Origin of the sequence: Agromyces allii (genome assembly GCF_009749385.1) — a bacterium.
Classification (GTDB): Bacteria; Actinomycetota; Actinomycetes; order Actinomycetales; family Microbacteriaceae; genus Agromyces; species Agromyces allii.
On sequence record NZ_WBIN01000005.1, the window covers coordinates 58,169 to 80,593 of the forward strand.

General features: G+C 72.3%; 23 protein-coding genes. 6 read left to right on the forward strand and 17 right to left on the reverse strand.

Going from position 1 to position 22,425, the window contains the following annotated elements; translation table 11 throughout:
• Positions 1-903, forward strand: coding sequence for a TIGR01777 family oxidoreductase (locus GQR16_RS07575; RefSeq protein ID WP_157414553.1), 903 nt, complete (start codon positions 1-3; stop codon positions 901-903).
• Here the strand turns inward: GQR16_RS07575 and GQR16_RS07580 are convergent.
• Together GQR16_RS07580 and dapB are read right to left on the reverse strand one after the other, a co-directional pair.
• Positions 878-1,318, reverse strand: coding sequence for a hypothetical protein (locus tag GQR16_RS07580; protein ID WP_170298436.1), 441 nt, complete (start codon positions 1,316-1,318; stop codon positions 878-880). The genes GQR16_RS07575 and GQR16_RS07580 overlap by 26 nt on opposite strands.
• On the reverse strand, positions 1,315-2,118 hold the full coding sequence (dapB, locus tag GQR16_RS07585) for a 4-hydroxy-tetrahydrodipicolinate reductase (protein WP_157414554.1): 804 nt from the start codon (positions 2,116-2,118) through the stop codon (positions 1,315-1,317). The genes GQR16_RS07580 and dapB overlap by 4 nt, the downstream gene beginning before the upstream one ends.
• Positions 2,119-2,156: 38 nt before the next feature.
• Between dapB and GQR16_RS07590 the strand changes: the two genes are divergently transcribed.
• The gene (locus GQR16_RS07590; RefSeq protein ID WP_157414555.1) at positions 2,157-2,675 is read left to right on the forward strand and encodes a GNAT family N-acetyltransferase; all 519 of its coding nucleotides are present in this window, start codon (positions 2,157-2,159) and stop codon (positions 2,673-2,675) included.
• A gap of 69 nt (positions 2,676-2,744) precedes the next feature.
• On the opposite strand, the gene GQR16_RS07595 is transcribed toward GQR16_RS07590, so the two are convergent.
• From GQR16_RS07595 to GQR16_RS07630, 8 genes are all read right to left on the reverse strand, one after another.
• Entirely contained in the window at positions 2,745-3,347 is a 603-nt protein-coding gene (locus tag GQR16_RS07595; protein ID WP_157414556.1) for a histidine phosphatase family protein, read from the reverse strand.
• Between the two features lie 53 nt (positions 3,348-3,400).
• Positions 3,401-4,783, reverse strand: coding sequence for a M16 family metallopeptidase (locus GQR16_RS07600; protein WP_157414557.1), 1,383 nt, complete (start codon positions 4,781-4,783; stop codon positions 3,401-3,403).
• Positions 4,784-4,832: 49 nt separating this feature from the next.
• On the reverse strand, positions 4,833-5,945 hold the full coding sequence (locus tag GQR16_RS07605) for an aldo/keto reductase (protein ID WP_246200631.1): 1,113 nt from the start codon (positions 5,943-5,945) through the stop codon (positions 4,833-4,835).
• A gap of 253 nt (positions 5,946-6,198) precedes the next feature.
• Complete coding sequence (locus GQR16_RS07610; protein WP_157414558.1) at positions 6,199-7,011, reverse strand: HpcH/HpaI aldolase/citrate lyase family protein; 813 nt, start codon at positions 7,009-7,011, stop codon at positions 6,199-6,201.
• Positions 7,008-7,577 carry a MaoC family dehydratase gene (locus tag GQR16_RS07615; RefSeq protein WP_157414559.1) on the reverse strand — a complete coding sequence of 190 codons (570 nt, stop codon included), beginning with the start codon at positions 7,575-7,577 and terminating at the stop codon, positions 7,008-7,010. The genes GQR16_RS07610 and GQR16_RS07615 overlap by 4 nt, the downstream gene beginning before the upstream one ends.
• A gap of 9 nt (positions 7,578-7,586) precedes the next feature.
• A complete protein-coding gene (locus GQR16_RS07620) occupies positions 7,587-8,774 on the reverse strand; it encodes an acyl-CoA dehydrogenase family protein (RefSeq protein ID WP_157414560.1) in 1,188 nt (395 codons plus the stop codon).
• Positions 8,764-10,821, reverse strand: coding sequence for an acetyl/propionyl/methylcrotonyl-CoA carboxylase subunit alpha (locus GQR16_RS07625; RefSeq protein ID WP_157414561.1), 2,058 nt, complete (start codon positions 10,819-10,821; stop codon positions 8,764-8,766). Before GQR16_RS07625 ends, GQR16_RS07620 begins: the two co-directional genes overlap by 11 nt.
• 216 nt (positions 10,822-11,037) lie before the next feature.
• On the reverse strand, positions 11,038-11,610 hold the full coding sequence (locus GQR16_RS07630) for a TetR/AcrR family transcriptional regulator (protein ID WP_157414562.1): 573 nt from the start codon (positions 11,608-11,610) through the stop codon (positions 11,038-11,040).
• A 182-nt stretch (positions 11,611-11,792) separates the two neighbouring features.
• Between GQR16_RS07630 and GQR16_RS07635 the strand changes: the two genes are divergently transcribed.
• Complete coding sequence (locus tag GQR16_RS07635) at positions 11,793-12,518, forward strand: MBL fold metallo-hydrolase (protein WP_157414563.1); 726 nt, start codon at positions 11,793-11,795, stop codon at positions 12,516-12,518.
• 61 nt (positions 12,519-12,579) lie between these two features.
• On the opposite strand, the gene GQR16_RS07640 is transcribed toward GQR16_RS07635, so the two are convergent.
• From GQR16_RS07640 to GQR16_RS07650, 3 genes are all read right to left on the reverse strand, one after another.
• Entirely contained in the window at positions 12,580-13,251 is a 672-nt protein-coding gene (locus tag GQR16_RS07640) for a GAP family protein (protein ID WP_157414564.1), read from the reverse strand.
• Positions 13,248-14,948, reverse strand: a complete 1,701-nt coding sequence (locus GQR16_RS07645; protein ID WP_157414565.1) for a SulP family inorganic anion transporter — start codon at positions 14,946-14,948, stop codon at positions 13,248-13,250. The genes GQR16_RS07640 and GQR16_RS07645 overlap by 4 nt, the downstream gene beginning before the upstream one ends.
• A 90-nt stretch (positions 14,949-15,038) precedes the next feature.
• Positions 15,039-16,655 (reverse strand): carboxyl transferase domain-containing protein, encoded by a 1,617-nt coding sequence (locus GQR16_RS07650; RefSeq protein ID WP_157414566.1) that lies wholly within the window; start codon positions 16,653-16,655, stop codon positions 15,039-15,041.
• A gap of 111 nt (positions 16,656-16,766) precedes the next feature.
• On the opposite strand from GQR16_RS07650, the gene GQR16_RS07655 reads away from it, so the two are divergent.
• Both GQR16_RS07655 and GQR16_RS07660 read left to right on the forward strand, forming a co-directional pair.
• Entirely contained in the window at positions 16,767-17,417 is a 651-nt protein-coding gene (locus GQR16_RS07655; RefSeq protein ID WP_157414567.1) for a TetR/AcrR family transcriptional regulator, read from the forward strand.
• The gene (locus GQR16_RS07660) at positions 17,396-17,830 is read left to right on the forward strand and encodes a GNAT family N-acetyltransferase (protein WP_157414568.1); all 435 of its coding nucleotides are present in this window, start codon (positions 17,396-17,398) and stop codon (positions 17,828-17,830) included. The genes GQR16_RS07655 and GQR16_RS07660 overlap by 22 nt, the downstream gene beginning before the upstream one ends.
• A 38-nt stretch (positions 17,831-17,868) precedes the next feature.
• Here the strand turns inward: GQR16_RS07660 and GQR16_RS07665 are convergent, their stop codons facing one another.
• From GQR16_RS07665 to pdhA, 4 genes are read right to left on the reverse strand one after another with little or no spacing between them, the layout of a single operon-like run.
• Complete coding sequence (locus tag GQR16_RS07665) at positions 17,869-18,180, reverse strand: 4a-hydroxytetrahydrobiopterin dehydratase (protein WP_157414569.1); 312 nt, start codon at positions 18,178-18,180, stop codon at positions 17,869-17,871.
• A gap of 55 nt (positions 18,181-18,235) precedes the next feature.
• Positions 18,236-19,639, reverse strand: coding sequence for a dihydrolipoamide acetyltransferase family protein (locus GQR16_RS07670; RefSeq protein ID WP_157414570.1), 1,404 nt, complete (start codon positions 19,637-19,639; stop codon positions 18,236-18,238).
• 2 nt (positions 19,640-19,641) lie between these two features.
• Positions 19,642-20,652 (reverse strand): alpha-ketoacid dehydrogenase subunit beta, encoded by a 1,011-nt coding sequence (locus GQR16_RS07675; protein ID WP_157414571.1) that lies wholly within the window; start codon positions 20,650-20,652, stop codon positions 19,642-19,644.
• Positions 20,649-21,791 (reverse strand): pyruvate dehydrogenase (acetyl-transferring) E1 component subunit alpha, encoded by a 1,143-nt coding sequence (gene pdhA, locus GQR16_RS07680; protein ID WP_157414572.1) that lies wholly within the window; start codon positions 21,789-21,791, stop codon positions 20,649-20,651. The genes GQR16_RS07675 and pdhA overlap by 4 nt, the downstream gene beginning before the upstream one ends.
• Positions 21,792-21,955: 164 nt before the next feature.
• Here pdhA and GQR16_RS07685 point away from each other — a divergent pair, with 164 nt between their 5' ends.
• On the forward strand, positions 21,956-22,420 hold the full coding sequence (locus tag GQR16_RS07685) for an Lrp/AsnC family transcriptional regulator (RefSeq protein WP_157414573.1): 465 nt from the start codon (positions 21,956-21,958) through the stop codon (positions 22,418-22,420).
• Positions 22,421-22,425: the final 5 nt, after the last annotated feature.

The following is a 22,425-nucleotide window of genomic DNA, read 5'->3' on the forward strand; positions in this document are numbered from 1 at the left end:
GTGCGAGTGCTCATCGCCGGCGCGTCCGGCTTCATCGGCACGGCGCTCGTCGAGCGCCTCGCCGCCGAAGGGCACGAGGTGCTGCGCCTCGTGCGCCGTCGCACCGCGTCGCCCGATGAGGTGACCTGGTCGCCCGCGGCGGGCATCATCGACTTCACGGTCATGGATCGCGTCGACGCCGTGATCAACCTGTCGGGCGCGTCGCTGTCGCACCTTCCCTGGACGAAGTCGTACCGTGCCGACATCCTCGAATCGCGGGTGAGTGCGACCCGCACCCTCGCCGACGCGATGCGCAAGGCGCGCACTCCCCCGGCCGTGTTCCTCAGCGGCTCGGCCGTGGGCTACTACGGCAACCGGCCGGGCGAACTCCTGACCGAGGCATCGCCCGCCGGCACCGGATTCCTCGTCGACGTGGTCGACCGTTGGGAGAAGGCGGCGCGCCTCGCGCCCCACGAGACGCGCACCGTGAACCTGCGCACGGGCCTCGTGATCGGCCGCGGCGGCGCGATGAAACCGGTCGGCCTGATGACCAAGCTCGGCATCTCGGCGCGTCTCGGCACGGGCGGGCAGCACTGGCCCTGGGTCGCGCTCGACGACGAGGTGTCGGCGATCGTGCACCTGCTCGACTCACCGCTCGCCGGCCCGGTCGACATCGTCGGCCCGACGCCAGCGACCGCCGATCGGGTGATGGGCGCGATGGCGACGCGCATGCATCGCCCGTACTCGCTCGCGGTGCCAGAGCGGGTGCTCGGCATGGCGCTCGGTCAAGCGGCCGACGACCTGCTGCTCGCGAGCCAGAAGGTCGTGCCCCAGCGACTGCTCGACGACGGGTTCGCGTTCGCCCACGAGACCGTGGAGTCCGCGATCGACGCGATGCTCAGCTCGCCCGCTCGAGCTCGATAGCCCGCCGAACCGCATGCCGCGCGCGTCGGCGGTCGCCGGCGGCGTCGTAGGCCATGCCGAGCCGCATCCACGCGCGCCACGAGTCGGGCTCGGACTCGGCTTCGGCGCGGAACCGGTCGAACTCCGCATCGGCCGAGGCGCGTACGGCGCGTCCGCTCGCGGTGGTCTCGATGCCGAGGTCGGTCGCGCCCTCGTCTTCGAGTCGTCGCACGAGCCGTTGCGAGTGGATGCCGAACGCGAGCTCGCGCCAGATGGCCCACGCCGCCACGAGCGGCAGCACGATCAGGGCGATGCCCATGACGATCGCGACGGGTTCGCCCGTGCCCACGAACTGCACGGCGCGCCATCCGACGAGCGCCACGTAGACCGCGAGCAGCACCGCCATCGAGACGGCGCCGATCTTCGCCCCGCTCATTCGGCGGCGGGGACGGCGGGGACGGTCGGGTCGGCGGGAGCCGCGGGAGCCGCTGCCGCACCGGGCAGGTCGAGTCCGAGGAGCGCCCCGAGTCCGACGGTCACGCCGGTCGCCTCGGTGGCGCGGCGCAGAGCGAGCAGGATGCCGGCCTCGTAGGAGCTCGGCGAGAGGGTGGAGTGGGCGATCGTGAGGGTCTCGCCGTCGCCGCCGAGCACGACGCGCTGCTCGGCGAGCAGGCCCGACATGCGCAGGCTGTGCACCGGCACTCCCGACACGAGCTGGCCGCGCGCGCGCTGGTCGGCGTGCGGGGCCTCGACCGGGCCGGCGGCGGCGCGCGCCTCGCCGATGAGCTCGGCGGTGCGCACGGCCGTGCCCGAGGGCGAGTCGACCTTGCCCGCGTGGTGCGCCTCGACGATCTCGATGGAGTCGAACCAGGGGGCCGCGAGCGCGGCGAACGCGGTGCCGAGCGTGCTGCCGATGGAGAAGTTCGGGATGAAGAGCACCGCGCCGGCCTCGTCGTGACCGCGCACGAAGCGCTCGATCTCGGCGATGCGGTCGGACGACCAGCCGGAGGTGCCCACGACGATCGGGATGCCGGCGCCGGTCGCGAACTCGACGATGCCAGCGCTCGCGGCGGGGTGCGTGACGTCGAGCACGACATCGGCGCCGAGCATCTCGTCGAGCTCGGACTTCGACGACAGCGCCGCGTGCAGTTCGAGGTCTTCGGCCCCCTCGACGAGTGCGAGTGCCAGCTTGCCCATTTTGCCCGTGGCCCCGGCCACGGCGACCCGTATCGTCACGTGCTTCACCCTACCAAGCGCCGATTAGGCTGAGCCGCATGCAGTTCCGAGCGGTGCCGGTCAGCGGCGCAGAGGCCCACGGCATGCTCACGGCGTACTTCGCGGAGCGTGCGGCCGGGTTCCCCGTCGAGCAGGGCGAGTACCGTCCGACGTTCCCCGTCGACGCCGCGTTCACCCCGCCCGACGGCGTCTTCCTCATCGTCGACGACCCGTCCGAGCCCGTCGACGGCGACGGGGCCGATGCCTCTGGCACGACGGGCATCGGCTGCGGGGGCATCCGGCGCATCGAGCCCGACCCTGCGACCGGCCTCGTGCGCTACGAGATCAAGCACCTCTGGCTGACGGATGCCGCGCGCGGGCGTGGCACCGGACGCGCCCTGCTCGTCGAGCTCGAACGCCGTGCCCGCGAGTTCGGCGCGGAGGAGCTCGTGCTCGACACGAACGCGAGCCTCGCGGCCGCGGGCGGCCTCTACCGCTCGAGCGGCTTCACCGAGATCCCGCCGTACAACGACAACCCGAACGCCACGACCTGGTACGCGAAGCGGCTCGCCGGCTGAGGCGCCGCAGCCGACCCGACGACGCCGGCACGCGGCATCCGCACGCCCGGACTCGGCGGCGCAGCGCGGTCAGACCGCGAAGGACTCGGGCAGGCCCGTGCGCAGCTCGAACGGAAGGTGCGCGAGGTCGTTGTGCACGACGAGGTTCCAGGGACGGCCGCTGCGCTGGGTGAGCACCGTGAGGCCGCAGTTGGCCTGGTTGATCGAGAGCCAGCGCCAGTCGGGGGCGCTGAGCACCTCGCGCACGAACCAGCCGATGACGAAGTTGTGCGTGATGAGCAGGTCGTGGCGGTCGTCGCGGTGCGAACGCAGGAACTCGGCCGCGGCGTCCTCCATCTGAGCGGTGCCGGCCTCGATCTCGGCCTCGGTGACCGAGCCGAAGAACGCGTCGTAGGCCTTCGGCGTGGCGGGCGCCGGCCCCGACGGGATGCAGTCGAAGAGCAGGGCCGACGGCTCGGGCGAGAGCGACGGCATCTTCGCCGCGATGATCTCGGCGGTCTCGGTCGCGCGCTGCAGCGGCGAGTGCCAGGCGTTGTCGAACGGGATGCCGCCGAGCCGCTCGGCCAGCAGCTCGGCCTGCCGACGGCCGCGCGGCGACAGGGGGCCGTCCTGCAGGCCGTGTTCGGCGTCGAGCTGTTCGCCGTGGCGGACGAGGTAGAGGTGGTGTGGCACGATGCGCTTCCTGTGCTGGTCGGGGCGTCGGGTCGTCGGTCGGGTGGGTGTCGCTAGGCGGCGTCGGAGGTCGGGGGCAGGTCGATGGCGTCGGCGAAGTCGGCCTCCTCGCTCGCGCCGACGGCGACGAGCGAGAAGGGCTGCGCCGCCAGGTCGGCGGCGAGCACGCGGACGTCTTCGGCGGTGACCCGGGCGATGCGGCGGAGCGCCTCGTCGAGGTCGACGAACTCGCCGAGGGTGAGCTCGGCCCGGCCGAGCCGCGACATCCGCGTGTCGGAGTCTTCGAGCGCGAGCGCGGAGGCCCCCGCCAGCTGACCCGTGGCACGGCGCAGCTCCTCGGCCGTGATGCCGTCGCGCGCGAGGCGCTCGAGTTCGACGCGCATGAGTTCGGCGACCGTGGGAGCCTTCGAGGGTGCGCAGCCCGCGTACATGCCGAACAGTCCGGCGTCGGAGTACGACGGCGAGAACGAGTACACGGCGTAGGCGAGTCCTCGGCGTTCGCGCACCTCTTGGAAGAGGCGGGAGGACATGCCCGAGCCGAAGACGGTGTTGAGCACGCTCATGGTCGAGCGGCGCGGGTCGGTGGCGACGAGCCCGCGTGCCCCGAGCATGAGGTTGACCTGCTCGATGGGACGCTGCACGACCGAGAGCTCGCGCGGCGGTGCGAGCTCGACCGAGGTGCGGGAGCGGCGCTCGACGGGTGCGGCCTCGATCGCCAGGTTCCACCCGCCGGCGGTCAGCGCGCGCTCGAGCGCGGCGACGAGCTCGTCGTGGTCGACGGCGCCCGCCGCGGTGACCACGAGGTCGTTCGGCCGGTAGTTGGCGGCGTAGTGCGCGAAGACCGCCTCGCGAGTCGCCTGGTTGATCGTGTCGGGGCTGCCGCCGATGGGGCGCCCGAGCGGGTGCTCGCCGAGCACCGCCTCGAAGAAGCGCTCGTTCGCGACGTCGCCCGGATCGTCGCCCGCCATCGACAGCTCCTCGAGGATGACGCCGCGCTCGTTGTCGAACTCGACCGGGTCGAGCAGCGACGACGTGAACATGTCGGAGAGCACCTCGACCGCCATCGGCAGGTCTCGGTCCTGCACCTTGGCGTAGTAGCAGGTGTACTCCTTCGCCGTGAGTGCGTTGTGCTCGCCGCCCACGGCGTCGAAGGAGATCGCGATGTCGAGCGCGGTGCGGCTCGGCGTGCCCTTGAACAGCAGGTGCTCGAGGAAGTGGGTCGAGCCGAACGTCGCCGGATGCACGGCGTCGGCCGCACGCTCGTCGCGAGAGCCGACGGCCACCCAGAAGCCGATGGTCGCGCTGCGACTGCCCGGGACCTGCTCGGTGAGCACGCGCACACCCGACGGCAGGATCGTTCGTCGAACGCGGGCGTCACCGGCAGCGGTGAAGGACAGTTCGGCAGTGCCGAGAGGAAGGTCGACGGCGCCGTTCATCCCACCCAGCCTAGGCCACGCGTTCGCGCCGTGGTGCTCGGCGCGCGCCTCAGTGCGACGCGCGGTCGAGCTCGACGAGCTCCGATCGGTGCAGTTCGACGGATGCCGCGGCGATGAGCGCGTCGACCTGGTCGGCGTTGGTCGCGCTCACGACCGGTGCGACGACCGTCGGGCGTGCGAGCAGCCACGCGAGCGCGACCGTGGCCGGGGCCACGGCATGCGTCGCGGCGATCGCGTCGAGGGCCCCGAGCACGCGGAGCCCGCGTCGACCCAGGTGCACTCCCGCACGGGCGCCGCGGGCATCGTGCTTGACGTCGCTGCGTCGGCGGACCCCTCCTGCGAGGAATCCGTTCGCGAGCGCGAAGTACGGCATGACCGCGAGTCCCTGCGCGTGCGCGACGAGCTCGGTGGCGCCCTCGAAGGAGCTCCGCTCCATCAGGCTGTAGCGGGTGGTCAGGGTCTGGAACCGCGGCAGGCCGTTGGCCGCGAGCACGCGGGCCTCGATGAGGCGTTCCGGGCCGAAGTCGCTCGCACCCACCGCGCGGACCTTGCCGGCGTCGACGAGTGCGCCGACGGCGCCGAGCGACTCCTCGAGCGGCACCTCGGGGTCTTCGCCGTGCAGGTACAGCACGTCGATGCGGTCGGTGCGCAGTCGCTGCAGGCTCGCGTCGACCGCGGCGCGGATGGTCTGCGGGGCGAGCCCGGGAAGATCCTGGTTGCGGCCGACCTTCGTCATGACGTGCATGCGGTCGCGCGAGCCGCGCGACGCCATCCACGAGCCGATGATCGATTCGCTGCGCCCTGCGGCGTAGCTGTCGGCCGTGTCGATGAGGTCGCCGCCGGTTCCGGCGAACCGGTCGAGGATCGCGTAGGCGTCTTCGGAGCCGAGCGTCCACCCGAAGGTGCTCGCGCCGATGGCGAGACGGTGCACGCTCATGTCGGTGTCGCCGAGCTTCGCGCGGAGCGGCACGAGGATCGGACCCGAGAAGGTGTTGCTGGTGACGACCTCTGCGCGGTGCGCGGCGGTGCGCGGCTCGTCGAGGATCGACGCCCCGGCGGCATCCGCGTTCGGGAATACGTCGCGTTCCGCGAGTGCGACCGTCGACCCGTGATCCGTCTCACGGAGCGTGTCGCGCCCCCCTGCCAAATGCCTTCTCGCCACCGTCTCCTCCTCCCCAGGATTGCAATGAGACTACGTCGACTTCCGCGTGAAACCGGGGAACTCGGGGTGAACTGTTACCCAATCGTTTCGGCCTGTCCCCCGAAAGGTGGACGACATATGCCTTCGAGGTGTGGTTCGGAGCCGAAAGCCGGTCGGATTGCCCCGACCGGACCCACGTGCCGGACGAAGCGTCGCCGCATGCCGTGCGATGCCGCACACGCACGGTCGGCGGCCTGCGCGGAGGTTCGGCGGGCTACCGGTCGCGCCGGACCACGGCCTCGGCCTGCCGCAGCACCGGCCCGTCGACCATGCGTCCGCGGAACGCGAAGACGCCCGGCTCGCCGACGGCTGCGGCGAGCACTGCACGCGCCCATTCGAGCTGCTCGGCACTCGGCCGATAGGCCGCACGAACGGTGTCGACCTGCGACGGGTGGATGCACGCGGTGGCCGCGAATCCGAGCGCCGCGGCGTCGCGCGCCTCATCGGCGAGCCCGTCGAGGTCGGAGATGTCCAGGTGCACCGTGTCGATCGCGGCGACGTCGTGCGCGGCGGCCGCGAGCTGCACGTGCGCTCGGGCGTGCGCGGCCACGCCGCGATAGCGGGCGTCGTCGTGGCGGCTCGAGAACCCGCCGAGCGAGGCCACGAGGTCTTCGGCGCCCCACATGAGCGCCGACACGTTCGGCAGCGCCGCGACGGCCTCGGCCGCGAGCACGCCGCGGGCCGTCTCGCAGAGGGCGACGACCTCGAAGGGCTCGAGGTCGACCAGGTCGGCCGTGCCCTCGCACTTGGCGAGCATCACGGTTCGGTACGGCGTGTCGGCGAGCATCGCCACGTCGTCGGCGAAGTCGGCCGAGGCGGCCGGGTTCACGCGCACGATCACGCGGTCGGGGTCGAGGGCGGATGCCGCGACCGCACGCCGCGCCTCGGCCTTCGACCCCGGCGCGACGGCGTCCTCGAGATCGAGGATCACCGCGTCGGCCCGCTCGAGCGCCTTCGCGAACCGGTCGAGTCGGTCGGCCGGGCAGAAGAGCAGCGCCGGGCCGAAGCGGAACGGCGGCCGTGTCATCCGCTCGCCCCCTCGTCCGACGGCGCACCCGCCGCATCCGGCGCACCGTGCTGCCCGGCGCCGCGCTCCCCCGCCTCGCGCGTGTGCACGAGCATCGTGCGCGACGCGGTCGCGACGACCACGCCGTGCTGGTTGCGCGCGGTGTGCGCGAGCACGACGACGCCCTCGCCGGGGCGCGACGAGGACAGCCGCTTGGATTCGACGACCGACTCGCCGTACAGCGTGTCGCCGACGAACACGGGGTGCGGGAACGCGACCTCGCCGAAGCCGAGGTTCGCCACGAGCGTGCCCAGCGTGAGCTGTCCGACCGACTGGCCGACGAGGGTCGACAGCGTGAAGAGCGAGTTCACGAGGATGCGCCCGAACGGCTGCGTCGCCGCGAACGCCGCGTCGAGGTGCAGCGGCTGCGGGTTCATCGTGAGCGTCGTGAAGAGCACGTTGTCGGCCTCGGTCACGGTGCGCCCCGGGCGGTGCAGGTAGCGCACGCCCGTCTCGAACTCCTCGAACCAGAGGCCGCGCTGCACGACCTCGCGCTCGGGAACCACGTCGCTCGCGGCATCCGTCATGGTGGGCTCCTACGCGGTCGGAACGAGCTGCTCGGCGCCGATGCCGAGCTCGCGCGTGATGATCATGAGCTGCACCTCGGTGGTGCCCTCGCCGATCTCGAGGATCTTCGAGTCGCGGTAGTGGCGCGCCACGGCGTTCTCGTTCATGAAGCCGTAGCCGCCGAAGATCTGCGTGGCGTCGCGCGCGTTGTCCATGGCCGCCTCCCCGCACACCATCTTGGCGATGGATGCCTCGAGCGTGAAGGGCTTGCCCGCATCGAGCTTGCGCGCGGCGTCGTGCCACGCGAGCCGCGCCTGGTGCACCCGGGCCTGCATGCGCGCGATCTTGAACGCGATGTGCTGGTTCGAGCCGATGCTCGCGCCGAACACGCGGCGCTCGTTCGCGTAGCGGAGCGCCTCCTCGAGGCAGCCCTGCGCGGCACCCGTCGCGAGCGCCGCGAACGCCACCCGGCCCTCGTTGAGCGTGCGGAGGAAGTTCGCGTACCCGCGTCCGCGCTCGCCGAGCAGGTTCGACGCGGGAACTCGCACGTCGCGGAGGGTCAGCGGGTGCGTGTCGGAGGTGTGCCAGCCGACCTTGTCGTAGCTCGGCTCGACCGTGAATCCGGGGGTGTCGTTCGGCACGATGATCGTCGAGAGCTCGGGCTTGAGCTCGCCGCGCGCCCCGATGCGCTGGCCGGTCACGGCCGTGATCGTGACGAACCGGGTGATGGGCGTGCCCGAGTTGGTGATGAACTGCTTCGAGCCGTTGATGACCCACTGGTCGCCGACGAGGTCGGCCGTCGTCGCCGTGGCGCCCGCGTCGCTGCCGGCGCCCGCCTCGGTGAGCCCGAACCCGGCGAGCGCGCGCCCCGACACGAGGTCGGGCAGGTACTCGGCCTGCTGCGCGGGCGTGCCGTGACGGTAGACGGGCATGACGCCGAGTCCGACACCCGCCTCGAGCGTGACGCCGATCGACTGGTCGACGCGGCCGAGCGCCTCGACGGCGAGGCAGAGCTGGAAGTAGGTCTTGCCCTGTCCGCCGACGTCCTTCGGGAACGGAAGCCCGAACAGGCCCATGTCGCCCATCTGCGCGATGATCTCCATCGGCAGGCGACGCTGGGTGTCGTACTCGTAGGCGGCGGGGGCGACGACGCGGTCGGCGAAGTCGGCGACGTCGTCGGAGAGGCGCTGCTCCTCGTCGGTGAGGTCATACTGCATGCGTGGGCTCCTGTTCGTGGGCTCCCCGGGTCGCGGGGAGGTCGGATTCGGGTGCGGATGCTGCGTCGCGGGTGTCGCTCGCAGGCTCGATGCGCGCGACGGGTTGGTCGCGCGAGACCAGGTCGCCGACGGACGCCGCGAGGCGCACGGTTCCGGCGGCGGAGGCGGTGATGCGGTGCTCCATCTTCATGGCCTCGATCGCGAGGATCGGGGCGCCCGCCTCGACCGGGTCGCCGTCGGCGACGAACACGGCCGTGACGGTGCCGGGCATGGGCGCACGCAGTTCGGGGCTCAGCGCGACGCCGCCGCGCTCGGCGAGCGCCCGTCGCGCCTCGGCGTGGGCCCGGCGGGCGACGTGCACCAGGGCGAAGGTGCCGTGGGCGTCGTGCACCCAGATCTCGCCGTCGGCGGCGATGCGCACGGTGGCGGCGGGTTCGTCCGCCTCGGCGGACCGTCCTGCGGCGACGGCGACGGCGACCACGTCGGCGGGCTCGTCGCGAGGGGCGAGCAGCACGGTCGGCGGGCGGTGCGCGCCGAGGCGCCAGCCCGCGGCATCCGTCCAGGCGGCCGGTCCCGCACCCGCGCGCTCGAGGGCGCGCCCCTCGCGGGCTGCATCGGCGAGCACGGCGGAGGCCGCGGCCGCGAGCTGCTCGGGTCGCGGGCGCCCGGCAGTGGCGGGCGGCATCCGCTCGATGAGGTTCGTGTCGAGGGCGCCGGCGCGCACGTCGGGATCGGCGAGCAGGCGGCGGACGAAGGCGAGGTTCGTGTCGACGCCGAGCACGACGGTCTCGGCGAGTGCCGCATCGAGCCGTTCGAGCGCCTCGGCCCGGTCGGCGCCGTATGCGATGACCTTCGCGAGCATGGGGTCGTAGTCGGCCGTGATGTGCTGACTCGTTCGGATGCCCGCGTCGACGCGCACGCCCTCGCCCGTCGCCGGCCGCCACTCGAGCAGTTCGCCCGTCGAGGGCAGGAACCCGCGATCGGGCGATTCGGCGTACACGCGGGCCTCGATCGCGTGCCCGGTGAGGTGCACGTCGTGCTGGGCGATGGCGAGCGGCTGCCCCGCGGCGATGCGGAGCTGCTGCTCGACGAGGTCGATGCCCGTCACGAGCTCGGTCACGGGGTGCTCGACCTGCAGCCGGGTGTTCATCTCGATGAAGAAGAACTCGTCGGGCGCGACATCCGACACGAGGAACTCGACCGTGCCAGCGCCGAGGTAGGCGACGCTGCGGGCCGCATCGCAGGCGGCCTGCCCGATGCGCTCGCGGGTCGCCGCATCGAGGAGCGGCGACGGCGCCTCCTCGACGACCTTCTGGTGGCGGCGCTGCAACGAGCACTCGCGCTCGCCGAGGTGGATGACGGTGCCGTCGGCGTCGGCGAGCACCTGCACCTCGATGTGCCGCGGTCGCTCGATGAGGCGTTCGAGCAGGAGCGTGTCGTCGCCGAACGAGGTGCGCGCGACCCTGCGGGCGGCCGGGATCGCGTCGGCGAGCTCGACCGCGTCGCGCGCGATCTGCATGCCCTTGCCGCCGCCTCCGGCCGAGGGCTTGACGAGGAGCGGGAATCCGACCTGCTCGCCGGCGGCCAGGAGCTCGGCGTCGTCGAGATCGGGGTCCGAGACGCCGGGGACGACCGGGACTCCGGATGCCGCGACGTGCCGCTTCGCGCGGATCTTGTCGCCCATGACGGCGAGCGCCTCGTCGCCCGGCCCGATGAAGACGATGCCGGCCTCGCGGCAGGCGGCGGCGAAGCCCGCGTGCTCCGAGAGGAATCCGTAGCCGGGGTGCACGGCCTGCGCGCCGGTCTCGAGCGCCGCGGCGACGAGACGGGCGGGGTCGAGGTAGCTCTGCGCGGCGGGCGCCGGGCCGATGCGCACGGCCTCGTCGGCGAGGCGCACGTGCGGGGCGTCGGCATCGGCGTCGGAGTGGACCGCGATCGAGCGGATGCCGAGACGCCGCAGGGTGCGGATGACGCGCACGGCGATCTCGCCGCGGTTCGCGACGAGCACGCGTTCGAACGGACGGCTGGCGGCGTCGATCGTGCCCATGTGCGTGTCTTCTGCCTCTCTGCAGGGCGCACGCCGCTCGAATCCGGTTAGCGTGCACTAACTGGAATCATGTTAGTGACCACTAACTGAAATCGCAAGCACGCGACGCAGTGCCTGCGCATCGCGCCGCGAGTGGGCGGCTCTGGCGGTCTCCAGGCGCGAGGAGCCGCCGGAATCGCCCATTCGCGGCGTCAGCGGCGGAGATCACCGCGCAGGTCAGGGAGCGGCGTGCGACGCGACGGCGGCGACCAGGCACTCGACGCCGTAGCCGAACGCGCGGTCGACGTCGCCGCCGAGACGGAAGGCGCCCGCGAGCTCCATGCTGACGAAGCCGTTGGCCCAGGCCGTGAAGGTTCGCGCCGCGTCGAGCGCGTGCTCCTCGCCGACGAGGTCGGCGGCGGCGTCGAGCACCGGCACGCTCGAGGCGCGCAGCGACTCGGGGTCGAGGTGGAGCTCGGCGCCCGGCGCGAACACGATGCGGAACGCCACCGGGCGCTCGTGCGCGAAGGCCCGCAGCGCGCGAGCGAGCGCCCTGAGCCGATCGCGCGGGTCGGCGCCGGCCCGCGTCGCCGCGCGGGCGGCGCTCTCGCCCAGGTCGCGGAGCGTGGCGTCGGTCACGAGCGCGATGAGCGCATCGCGACTCGCCACGCGCTTGTAGAGCGACGGCGCCCGCACGCCGACGCGCGTGGCGACGGCCTGCATGGTGAGGCCCTCGAGCCCGGCCTGCTCGAGCAGCTCGCGGCCGGCGTCGACGATCGCGACGAGGGAGGTGCGGTCGGGCGTGGGCATCTGAACTCCTCGAGGTGCGGGATGTCGGCGCGGACGCGGCATCCGATCACGTATGGCTATTGACGTTAGCCATGATAGCTATGTATCGTAGCCATGGCTAGCCCGGATCTCGGCACGGGGCTCCAACCGCGAACCTCCGACCGGGCCGACCGGAACCGAGCCACGAACATCGGAGACACACCATGCGACTCGCACCCTCGCTGCACCGCGTCGGCAACGACATCGTCGCCGTCTACCTGATCGACACCCCCGAGGGCGTCACGATCATCGACGCCGGCCTCGCCGGACAGCGGAAGGAGCTGCTCGCCGAGCTCGACGCCATGGGGCGCACGCTCGACGACGTGCGCGGCGTCGTGCTCACGCACGGCGACAGCGACCACATCGGATTCGCCGAACGGCTCCGTCGCGACCACGGCGTGCCGATCTTCGTGCACGAGGCGGATGCCGCGCGTGCCCGTGGCGAGGAATCGTCGAAGCCCGAATGGGGCCGCCTGAAGCTCGGCGCCACCGCGAAGTTCATGTGGTACGCGCTGCGCAAGAACGGCCTGCGCACCACGCCGCTCACCGAGGTCGTCGCCGTGCGCGACGGCGACCGGCTCGACCTGCCGGGTGCACCCGTGATCATCGGCCTGCCCGGCCACTCCCCCGGCAGCATCGCGATCCACGTTCCCGCGGTCGACGCCGTGTTCGTCGGCGACGGCCTCACGACCCGCCACGTGCTGACCGGCGCGACCGGCCCCCAGCCGGCGCCGTTCACGGACGATCCGGCCGAGGCGCTCGCGTCGCTGCATCGCATCGCGGGCCTCGGGGCCGCGTGGGTGCTGCCCGGGCACGGGTCGCCCTGGCACGGCGGCGTCGAGCAGGCGGTCGCCGAGGTCGAGCGCGCGGCCGCGGCATCCGGAGCCTGAACGCGCCGAACGAAGCGGCCGACGGCGACCGCCGCGGCCGAACCTCGGAACCTGCCGAACCTCAGAAGCTGCCGATGCCCTTGCCGAGCATCGAGATGCCGATCACGAGCAGCAGCACCGCCATGATCACCGCGTTCTCGTGGGCGAGCCACACGCGGAGGGCATCGAGCGGCCCGCGCAGCTTCGCCGAGGCGAGCAGATAGGCGATCACCGGGATCGCCACGGTGGACGCCGCGATGAGCACGTAGATCGCGATCACGAGCACGGTCTCACCGCCCGCGAGCTCGGCCGCGCCGATCTCGGTGCCCGCACCCGCGGCCATGATGAGGTTCTTCGGGTTCAGTGCCGAGAGCAGGAAGCCGAGGCCGAGCGCGCCGACGAACGTGACCTTGTCGATGGCCTGCATCCACTTGGGCAGCACGGGCTCCTCGCCCGGCTTCGGACGCTTGCGCCACTGTCCGAGCGCGAGCACGAGCAGGCCCGCGCCGAGCAGCAGCTGGATCACGCCCTGGACGGGCTTGGATGCGTCGGGGTCGTCGTCGGGCAGCACCGACGCGAGGAGCGTGAACACCGTGACCGCCACGACGATGCCGACGAGCCAGCCGAGCAGGAACCCGACGCTCGTCACCCGTGCCTTCGGGGAGAGCAGCATGAGGATCGCCGCGATGATCGGGATCGGGCTGATCGCCACACCGAGGGCGAGGGGCAGGATGCCGCCGATGGCTTCGTTCATGGGGTGCTCGTCTCGTTCGTGGGCGGGGAGGTCGCGGGCGTCGGGTCGTCGGCGGCGAGCGCGGCGATCGCCGCGCGGTTCGTATCGAAGACCCGCTCGTCGCCGAGCAGGCCGAGCTGCACGAGGCGCAGTCGCGCGGGTTCGCGCATGCGGCTGAATGACAGGGTCACGTCGTTGCGCACGAGCCAGGTCTTGAGCGACTCGAACTCCTCGGCCCCGGTGACGTCGATGTCGGTGACCGCCTCCATGTCGATGACGACGTCGCGCACGGGTCCGCCCTCGGCGTCGGCGGCCGAGGAGACGGCGCCCTTGACGGCGGCCGTGAACACGCTGCCGTTCGCGAAGAAGAGCGGCGCGGCGAGGCGGATCACGATGAGGCCCGGCGCCGTGGTCGTGCCGACGGGAGCGTCCTCGAGGAGCGACTCCCCCGGATCGCCCGAGGCTCCCAGCACGTCGATGGCGGGGTTCGCGGCGCGCTTGGCGAGGTTGACGAGGGCGAGCACGAAGGCCACGACGATGCCGGCGATCGCACCGACGAGGAGGGTCACGATGAAGCACACCGCGCCGATCGCGAACTCGAACCGGTCTTTTCGCCAGAGCTCGGCGAAGTCGCGGAAGCCGAGCAGCGGGATGATCGCGACGCCGACGACCGCGCCGATCGCGGGCGACGGGATGTCGGCGAGCAGAGCGGTGCCGAAGAGCAGGAGCAGGAGCGTGCCGACCGCCAGCACCATCGAGGGCAGCTGCGTGCGGGAGCCCGACTGCTCCATGGCGGCCGTTCGGGAGGTGGATGAGCCGACCGAGAAGCTGCCCTGGGCCCCGGCGGCGATGTTCGCGACGCCGAAGGCGAGCAGGTCGCGGTTGGCGTGGAAGGGATACCGGTGCTTCTCGGAGTACGACCGCGAGACGAGCAACCCCTCTGCCGTCGTGACGAGCGTCAACGCGATGGCCGACGGGATGAGCGCGAGCCACGTCGTCCAGTCGAGCACGGGCCAGGTGAGCGTCGGCGGACCGGCGGGAACCGCGCCGAGCACGTCGACGCCCGCGTCGTCGAGGTTCGCCACGACGACGAACACCGTCGTGACCACGAGCACCACGAGCGCCCACGGCACCGCGCGCAGGAATCGCTTGCCGAGGAGCAGCACCGCGACGGAGGCGACCGAGATGGCCAGCGACCACGGGTTCGTCGTGCCGATTCCGGTGAGCAGTCCGGCGACCTTGTCGACGAACTCGCCGCCCGAGTCGATCTTGACGCCGAGCATCTTGGCGATCTGGCTCACCATGATGTCGAGCGCCAGGCCTCCGACGAAGCCGATCAGGATCGGCTTCGACAGGAAGTTCGCGAGGAAGCCCAGCTTGAACACCGAGAGCAGCACGAACATGACGCCGCAGATGATCGCCTGCGCGAGCGCCATCGTGGCGTAGTCGTCGCTGCCGGCCGCCGCGAGCCCGCCGATCGACGAGGCCACGAGCGCCGCGGCCGCGGCATCCGGCGACGCCACCAACTGCCGCGACGAAACGACGAGCGCGTAGACGATCGTCGGCACGATCAGCGCGTAGAGCCCCGCCGTGGCCGGCAGGCCGGCGATCTGCGCGTACCCGATGTTCAGCGGGATCGCGATCGCGATCAGGGTCACCCCCGCCGTCAGCTCGGTGGCGAGGTTCCGCCCCGTCAGTCCGGCCAGTGGTCGCTGCATGCCGCCCCATCCCCGATCGCGCGCACGTACGCCGACGCGTACGGGAACACTCTGGCATGACGGCGCCGCCCGACGGCGGATCCGCACCGGTCACATGCGGAAGAGTCCGAACGCGGGCTCGGGCAGCGGCGTGCGGCTCGCGAGTTCGAGCGCCATCGCGAGCACCGTGCGGGTGTCGGCGGGGTCGATGATGCCGTCGTCCCACAGCCTGGCGGTCGAGTGGTAGGGGCTGCCCTGCGCCTCGTACTGCGCGCGGATCGGGGCCTTGAACGCCTCGGCCGCGGCATCCGACCACTCCTCGCCCTTCACCGCGAGCTGATCGCCCTTCACGGTAGAGAGCACGGATGCCGCCTGCTCGCCGCCCATGACCGAGATGCGCGCGTTCGGCCACATGAAGAGGAACCGCGGCGAGTACGCCCGACCGCACATCGAGTAGTTGCCCGCACCGAACGATCCGCCGATGACGACCGTGAGCTTCGGCACCCTGGTGGTGGCGACCGCGGTGACCATCTTCGCGCCGTGCTTGGCGATGCCGCCCGCCTCCGCGTCGCGGCCGACCATGAAGCCCGAGATGTTCTGCAGGAACAGCAGCGGGATGCCGCGCTGGTCGCAGAGCTCGATGAAGTGCGCGCCCTTCATGGCGGACTCGCTGAAGAGCACGCCGTTGTTCGCGACGATGCCCACGGGGTGCCCGTCGAGGTGTGCGAAGCCCGTGACGAGCGTGTCGCCGTAGTCGGGCTTGAACTCGGTGAACTCGCTCGCGTCGACGAGCCTCGCGATGACCTCGCGCACGTCGTACGGCTGCTGCACGTCGACCGGCACGACCGCGGTGAGGTTGGCGGGATCGACGGCCGGCGGGCGCGGCTCGCGCACGGCCCAGGCGCGCGGCGCCTGCTCGGGCAGCGTCGCGACCATGTCGCGCACGAGCTCGAGGGCGTGCTCGTCGTCGTCGGCCAGGTGGTCGGTCACGCCGGAGATGCGCGAGTGCAGGTCGCCGCCGCCGAGCTCCTCGGGCGTCACGACCTCGCCGATCGCGGCCTTCACGAGGGGCGGGCCGCCGAGGAAGATCGTGCCCTGGTCGCGCACGATGACCGACTCGTCGCTCATCGCGGGCACGTAGGCGCCGCCGGCCGTGCACGAGCCGAGCACGGCCGCGAGCTGCGGGATGCGCATCGACGAGAGCTGCGCCTGGTTGAAGAAGATGCGGCCGAAGTGCTCGCGGTCGGGGAAGACGTCCTCCTGCATGGGCAGGAACGCGCCGCCGGAGTCGACGAGGTAGACGCACGGCAGCCGGTGCTCGCGTGCGACCTCTTGTGCGCGCAGGTGCTTCTTCACGGTCATCGGGTAGTACGTGCCGCCCTTGACCGTGGCGTCGTTGCAGACCACCACCACGGGTCGGCCGTGCACGAGCCCCACGCCCGTGATGATGCCAGCGCCCGGCGAGTCGCCGCCGTAGAGCCCGTCGGCCGCGAGCGGCGAGAGCTCGAGGAACGGACTGCCCTCGTCGAGCAGGCGGTCGACGCGGTCGCGCGGCAGCAGCTTGCCGCGGGCGACATGACGGTCGCGGGATGCCTCGGGGCCGCCGAGCGCGGCGACGGCGAGTCGTTCGCGCAGCTCGCCGACGAGTCCGGCGTGCGCCTCGGCATTGCGCCGCGCGGCCTCGCCGGCGTCGCCGGATCGGTCGATCGCCGTCGTGAGTGTCGTCATCGGGCCCTCCGCATGGTCGCGCCGGGCACGTGCGGTGGCACTTGTGCGGCGTCGCGATTTTCGGTTAGTGTTCACTAACTCGATTCCCGAGGTTAGCGAGCACCCATCCAAATGGCAAGCACACCCGTACCGGCCCCGACGGCACCGCAGGCGCCGCAGTCTGCGCCCCGGCCTGCGCTCACCGAGCGCGGCCGGCAGAAGGCCGACCGGCGCGAGGCGATCCTCACGGCCGCCGCGCGGCTCTTCGCCGAGCGCGGCTACGCCGGGGTGACCATCGAAGACCTCGGCACCGCCGTCGGCGTCAGCGGCCCCGCCGTCTACCGGCACTTCACGGGCAAGTCGGCCGTGCTCGCGGCGATCCTCGAGGGCGCCAGTCGCTCGCTCCTCGACGGCGGCGAGCGCGTGCTCGCCGAGGCGCCCGACGCCGCGACCGCACTGCGCTCGCTGATCCGGTTCCACGTCGCCTTCGCCCTCGGCGAGGCCGACGTCATCGCCGTGCAGGATCGCGAACTCGAACAACTCGACCCCGGCGTGCGCCACGAGGTGCGCTCGCTGCAGCGGCAGTACGTCGAACGCTGGGTCGACACCCTCGCAGAGCTCAGGCCCGACCGGGCCGAGGTGGAGCTGCGGTTCCGGGCACATGCCGCCTTCGGACTGCTCAACTCCACACCCCACAGCGCCCGCACCCCTGGGCGCAGACCCGCCGACGGCGCTGTCCGCGGCATCCTCGAGGAGATGGCATGGGCGAGCCTCATGTCGTGAGCCTGCGCGCGACCCGCGACACGGATCTCGACATCCTGAATCTGATCACCCGCGACGCCGGCATCGCTGCCGGACCCACGAGCGCCACGCTCGGCTCCGACCCCGCCGACCGCCGCACGATCCGCGCCGACGGCGAGATCGTGGGCGACGTCGCACGCTGGCACGAGGCCGGCTGCGCGTTCGTGAGCTACCGCGTCGACGGCGCGCGCCGCGACGACGGCATCGCCGGTCGGGCTCTGCGGCTCTTCGTCGAGGTGCTCGACGAACGGCCCGTGCGAGCGCGGGTGGCGGCCGGTGACACCGGGTCGATCCGCGTGCTCGAGCGCCTCGGCTTCGAGCCGGATGCCGCATGGCCGACCGCCGCGATCGCACTCGGCGCTCCCGACGACGACGTGGTCTACCTGCTCGCCTGAGGCCGATCGCGCACCGTCGCCGAGACCTCGGCGAGCCCTCAGTCGCGCCGCCGCGCGCCCTGCTCGTCGGCGATCGCCTGGATGCGGGTCGCGAGCTCGACATCGCGCGCGGTCACGCCGCCCGCGTCGTGCGAACGGAGTTCGAACGCGATCGCACCCCATCCGACGCGCACGTCGGGATGGTGGTCGAGCTCGTCGGCCACGACCGCGACCGCGTCGAGCACCCGCACGGCGCTCGCGAAGTCCGCGGTGGCGTAGGCGCCGTCGAGCCGGTCGCCGGCGTGCGTGAACGCGGTGCCGGCGAGGACGTCGGCGGTCTCGGCCGGGGTGAGGATGCGCTGCGGGTCCATGCCGCCATCATCCTCCCCGACCGGGACCGCCGACAGGGTTCCGATCGAAGAGCCGTCAGACCATCGTCATCGCACGGGCCGGGTCGCGCAGGAGCGCGCCGACATCCGTGAGGAAGGAGGCCGCCTGCTGACCGTCGACCAGGCGGTGGTCGAACGAGAGGCTCAACGTCATGACCTCGCGCAGGGCGATCTCGCCGCGGTGCTCCCACGGCTGACGACGCACGGCGCCCATCGCGAGGATGACCGCTTCGCCCGGGTTCAGGATCGGCGTGCCGGCGTCGACGCCGAAGACGCCGACGTTCGTGATCGACAGGGTGCCGCCGGTGAGGTCGGCAGGGCGCGTGCGCCCCTCCCTCGCGGTGGTCGCGAGCTCGCCGATCGCATCGGCCAGTTCGACGAGCGTCATGCGCTCGGCCGCCTTCACGTTGGGCACGACGAGCCCCCGCTCGGTCGCCGCGGCGATGCCGAGGTTCACCGAGGCGAACTGCACGATCTCCTGCGAGGCCTCCTCCCAACGCGCGTTCACGTCAGGGGTCCGCCGGGCGGCGAGGCACACGGCCTTCGCAACGACCGCGAGGGGGGTGACGCGGTGCCCGGCGAACGCTCGGTCCTCACGCAGGCTGCGCACGAGGTCCATGGTGGCGGTGACGTCGACCGTGAGGAACTCGGTGACATGCGGCGCGGTGAACGCGCTCGCCACCATCGCCGCCGCGGTGTGCTTGCGCACGCCCTTGATCGGGATGCGCACGTCGGCGGCGCCGCCCTCCGCCGGCCCGACGACCTTCGTCTCGGGCGTCTGCCCGTCGAACTTCTGCATCTCGGATGCCGCGGCCTCGACGTCGGCGCGGGTGATGAGTCCGCGCTCCCCCGTGCCGTGCACCGCTGCCAGCTCGACGCCGAGGTCTCGTGCAAGCTTGCGCACCGGTGGTGTCGAGCGCGGCCGCTCGGACGGCGTCGCGGGCGCCACGGGCGCGGCCCCCGCCGTCGCGACATCCGCCTGCGGCACGGTCTCGGCGGGCAACGCCGGCACCAGGTCGGCCGCGAGCGCCGAGCGCCGGGCCCGACGCTTCGGGCCCGACTCGGCCGCGGCGCCGTAGCCGACGAGATTCGGCCCGGGCGCGTCCTCCGCCACCTGCTCATCGGTGCCGGATCCCGACGCGGCGGGCGCGGCGGGCGCGGCCGCATCCGGTCCGTCGGCACCGGGCTCGGCCGATGCGCCCTCGCCCGTGTCGCACGAGAACAGCGGCGCCCCGACGTTCACGGTCTCGCCCTCGCCCGCGTGCAGCGCGGTGACGACCCCCGCGAACGGCGACGGCAGCTCGACGACCGCCTTGGCCGTCTCGACGTCGGCGATGATCTGGTTGAGCTCGACCCGATCGCCGACGGCGACGCGCCAGGCGACGATCTCGGACTCGGTGAGGCCTTCGCCGAGATCCGGAAGGGGGAAGTCGCGGATCATGCTCACGCCTCCACCCCGCTCAGCGAGTTGGGCCGGCCGAGCGCGCGGTCGACGCCGTCGAGCATGCGGTCGAGGTCGGGCAGGTGGTAGCGCTCGAGCTTCGCGGGCGGGTAGGGGATGTCGTGCCCCGTGATGCGCACTGGCGCCGCCTCGAGGTACTCGAAGCACCGCTCGGTGATGCTCGCCGCGATCTCGGCGCCGAGTCCGAGCTGCTGCCCGGCCTCGTGCGCGATCACGAGCCGCCCGGTGCGACGCACCGAGTCCGCGACCGTGCCGAGGTCGAGCGGCGAGAGCGAACGCAGGTCGATGACCTCGATCGACACGCCCTCCTCCGCCGCGGCGGTGGCCGCGTCGCGCGCGATCTGCACGAGCGCCCCGTAGGTCACGAGCGTGACGTCGGTTCCGGAGGTCACGACCGACGCGATGCCCATCGGCTTGGCGTCGGCGAGACTCGCCCGATCGTCGACCTCGCCCTTGACGTGATAGCGGCGCTTGGGCTCGAAGAAGAGCACGGGGTCGTCGCTCGCGATGGCCTGCTGGATCATGACGTAGGCGTCGGCGGCATCCGAGCACGAGACGACCCGCAGTCCTGCGGTGTGCGCGAAGTACGCCTCGGGCGACTCGGAGTGGTGCTCGGCCGCGCCGATGCCGCCGCCGAACGGCACCCGGATCGTGATCGGCATCTTCACGGTGCCGCGCGAGCGGCGGTGCAGCTTCGCGACCTGCGCGACGATCTGGTCGAAGCCCGGGTAGATGAACCCGTCGAACTGGATCTCGACGACGGGTCGGTAGCCGCGATAGGCGAGGCCGACCGCGGTGCCGATGATGCCGGCCTCGGAGAGCGGGGTGTCGACGACGCGGTGCGCGCCGAACTCGGCCTTGAGCCCGTCGGTGATGCGGAACACGCCGCCGAGCGTGCCGATGTCCTCGCCCATGAGCACGACGCGGTCGTCGTTCGCGAGTGAACGGCGGAGTCCGGCGTTGATGGCGCCGCCGAGCGTGAGCGTGGTCATCGTGCGCCTCCCTCGGTGGCCCCGGATGCTCCGTCGTCGAACTGGGCGAGGTACCTCGCGTACTGCTCGCGCTGGCGGTCGAGGTGCGAATGCGGTTCGGCGTAGACGTGGTCGAACACCGTCATCGGCTCGGGGTCGGCCATGGTCGCGATCGAGGCGCGGAGCTCGCCGGCCGCGCGCGCGGCCTCGACCTCGACCTCGCGCTCGAGGGTCTCGAGGTCGAGTCCGGATGCCGCGAGCAGCGCCCCGACCCGGGAGATGGGGTCGCGGGCGCGCCAGTCGGCGAGCTCATCGTCGGTGCGGTAGCGCTTCGGGTCGTCGGCCGTCGTGTGCGGGCCCATGCGGTAGGTCACGGCCTCGATGAAGGTCGGGCCTCCGCCGCGCCGGGCGCGGTCGAGGGCGACGCGGGTCGCCGCGAGCACGGCGAGCACATCGTTGCCGTCGACGCGGATGCCGGGCACCCCGAAGCCGTCGGCGCGCTGCGCGAGCGGCTGCTTGGACTGCAGGCCGACCGGTTCGGAGATCGCCCAGCCGTTGTTCTGGCAGAAGAACACGACGGGCGCCTCGAAGCTCGCGGCGAAGACGAGCGCCTCGTTCACGTCGCCCTCGCTCGTGGCGCCGTCGCCGAAGTACGCGACGGCCGCGGCATCCGAGCCGTCCCACTTCGCGCCCATCGCCCAGCCCGTCGCGTGCAGCGACTGGGCGCCGATGATGATCTGCGGAACGGCCATGCCGTAGTCGTACGGGTTCCAGCCGGACGACGCGGCGCCGCGCCAGACGCGGAGCACGTCGGCGGGGTCGATGCCGCGGACCCAGGCCACGCCGTGCTCGCGGTAGCTGCCGAACACGAAGTCGTCGGAGCGGAGCGCCCGAGCGGAGCCGACCTGGGCCGCCTCCTGTCCGAGCAGCGGCGGCCAGAGTCCGACCTCGCCCTGACGCTGCAGCGCGATGCCCTCGGAGTCGATGCGACGCAGCACCGACATGTCGCGGTAGAGGCCGCGAAGGGCCTCGGTGTCGATGTCGACGACCCAGCGATCGAGGTCGGGGTCGGCGCGGCGTTCACCCTCGGGGGTGATGAGCTGGGCGAAACCGTCTGGCCGGGTCAGCAACCCGGTGGCGATGCGGTCGGATGGGGTCATGGGTGGATCCTCGCTCTCGACGACCGCCTCGTGAGCAGCCGTACCCGGCGACACTGCCGGATACCGCGAGCGTACGTCGAGATGGCACTGCGCTCAAGCATTCGAAGTTCGGTTGAGCATGTTGCTCAACCGGAGGCCCCGATCGGGTGCTAACGTCTGGCGGTATGACCGGCTACGACGACGTCGACCGCGCGCTCCTCGGAGCCCTCGGCGGTGACCCGCGCGCGACGGTGGTCGCCCTCGCCGATCGGCTCGGCCTCTCGCGCAACACCGTGCAGGCGCGCATGGCGCGGCTCGAGACATCCGGAGCCTTCCTCTCGTTCGAACGCAGCATCGACCCGGTGCCGATCGGCTACCCGCTCGAGGCGTTCGTCTCGGTGCACCTCCAGCAGAAGCGGCTGACCGAGGTGGTCGCCGCGATCTCCGAGATCCCCGAGGTGATCCAGGCGCACGGCCTCTCCGGGTCGGTCGACCTGCTCGTGCGCGTGGTGTGCCGCGACGCGCACGACCTGTTCCGCATCGACGGCGAGATCCTCGCGATCGGCGGCGTCGAGCGCACCGAGACGTCCCTCGCGATGGGCGAGCTGATCCCCTACCGCCTCGGCCCGCTCCTCGAGCGGCCGAGCTGAGTCCG

Excerpts from the sequence above, each read along its gene's own strand:
- GQR16_RS07630 (WP_157414562.1), bottom strand. The coding sequence starts at position 11,610 with ATGCCCACGCCCGACCGCACCTCCCTCGTCGCGATCGTCGACGCCGGC.
- GQR16_RS07610 (WP_157414558.1), bottom strand. The coding sequence starts at position 7,011 with ATGACACGGCCGCCGTTCCGCTTCGGCCCGGCGCTGCTCTTCTGCCCG.
- GQR16_RS07670 (WP_157414570.1), bottom strand. The coding sequence starts at position 19,639 with ATGATCCGCGACTTCCCCCTTCCGGATCTCGGCGAAGGCCTCACCGAG.
- GQR16_RS07685 (WP_157414573.1), top strand. The coding sequence starts at position 21,956 with ATGACCGGCTACGACGACGTCGACCGCGCGCTCCTCGGAGCCCTCGGC.
- GQR16_RS07675 (WP_157414571.1), bottom strand. The coding sequence starts at position 20,652 with ATGACCACGCTCACGCTCGGCGGCGCCATCAACGCCGGACTCCGCCGT.
- GQR16_RS07660 (WP_157414568.1), top strand. The coding sequence starts at position 17,396 with ATGGGCGAGCCTCATGTCGTGAGCCTGCGCGCGACCCGCGACACGGAT.
- GQR16_RS07635 (WP_157414563.1), top strand. The coding sequence starts at position 11,793 with ATGCGACTCGCACCCTCGCTGCACCGCGTCGGCAACGACATCGTCGCC.
- GQR16_RS07665 (WP_157414569.1), bottom strand. The coding sequence starts at position 18,180 with ATGGACCCGCAGCGCATCCTCACCCCGGCCGAGACCGCCGACGTCCTC.
- GQR16_RS07600 (WP_157414557.1), bottom strand. The coding sequence starts at position 4,783 with ATGAACGGCGCCGTCGACCTTCCTCTCGGCACTGCCGAACTGTCCTTC.
- GQR16_RS07650 (WP_157414566.1), bottom strand. The coding sequence starts at position 16,655 with ATGACGACACTCACGACGGCGATCGACCGATCCGGCGACGCCGGCGAG.
- GQR16_RS07640 (WP_157414564.1), bottom strand. The coding sequence starts at position 13,251 with ATGAACGAAGCCATCGGCGGCATCCTGCCCCTCGCCCTCGGTGTGGCG.
- GQR16_RS07620 (WP_157414560.1), bottom strand. The coding sequence starts at position 8,774 with ATGCAGTATGACCTCACCGACGAGGAGCAGCGCCTCTCCGACGACGTC.
- GQR16_RS07625 (WP_157414561.1), bottom strand. The coding sequence starts at position 10,821 with ATGGGCACGATCGACGCCGCCAGCCGTCCGTTCGAACGCGTGCTCGTC.
- GQR16_RS07580 (WP_170298436.1), bottom strand. The coding sequence starts at position 1,318 with ATGAGCGGGGCGAAGATCGGCGCCGTCTCGATGGCGGTGCTGCTCGCG.
- GQR16_RS07615 (WP_157414559.1), bottom strand. The coding sequence starts at position 7,577 with ATGACGGATGCCGCGAGCGACGTGGTTCCCGAGCGCGAGGTCGTGCAG.
- GQR16_RS07590 (WP_157414555.1), top strand. The coding sequence starts at position 2,157 with ATGCAGTTCCGAGCGGTGCCGGTCAGCGGCGCAGAGGCCCACGGCATG.
- GQR16_RS07645 (WP_157414565.1), bottom strand. The coding sequence starts at position 14,948 with ATGCAGCGACCACTGGCCGGACTGACGGGGCGGAACCTCGCCACCGAG.
- pdhA (WP_157414572.1), bottom strand. The coding sequence starts at position 21,791 with ATGACCCCATCCGACCGCATCGCCACCGGGTTGCTGACCCGGCCAGAC.
- GQR16_RS07655 (WP_157414567.1), top strand. The coding sequence starts at position 16,767 with ATGGCAAGCACACCCGTACCGGCCCCGACGGCACCGCAGGCGCCGCAG.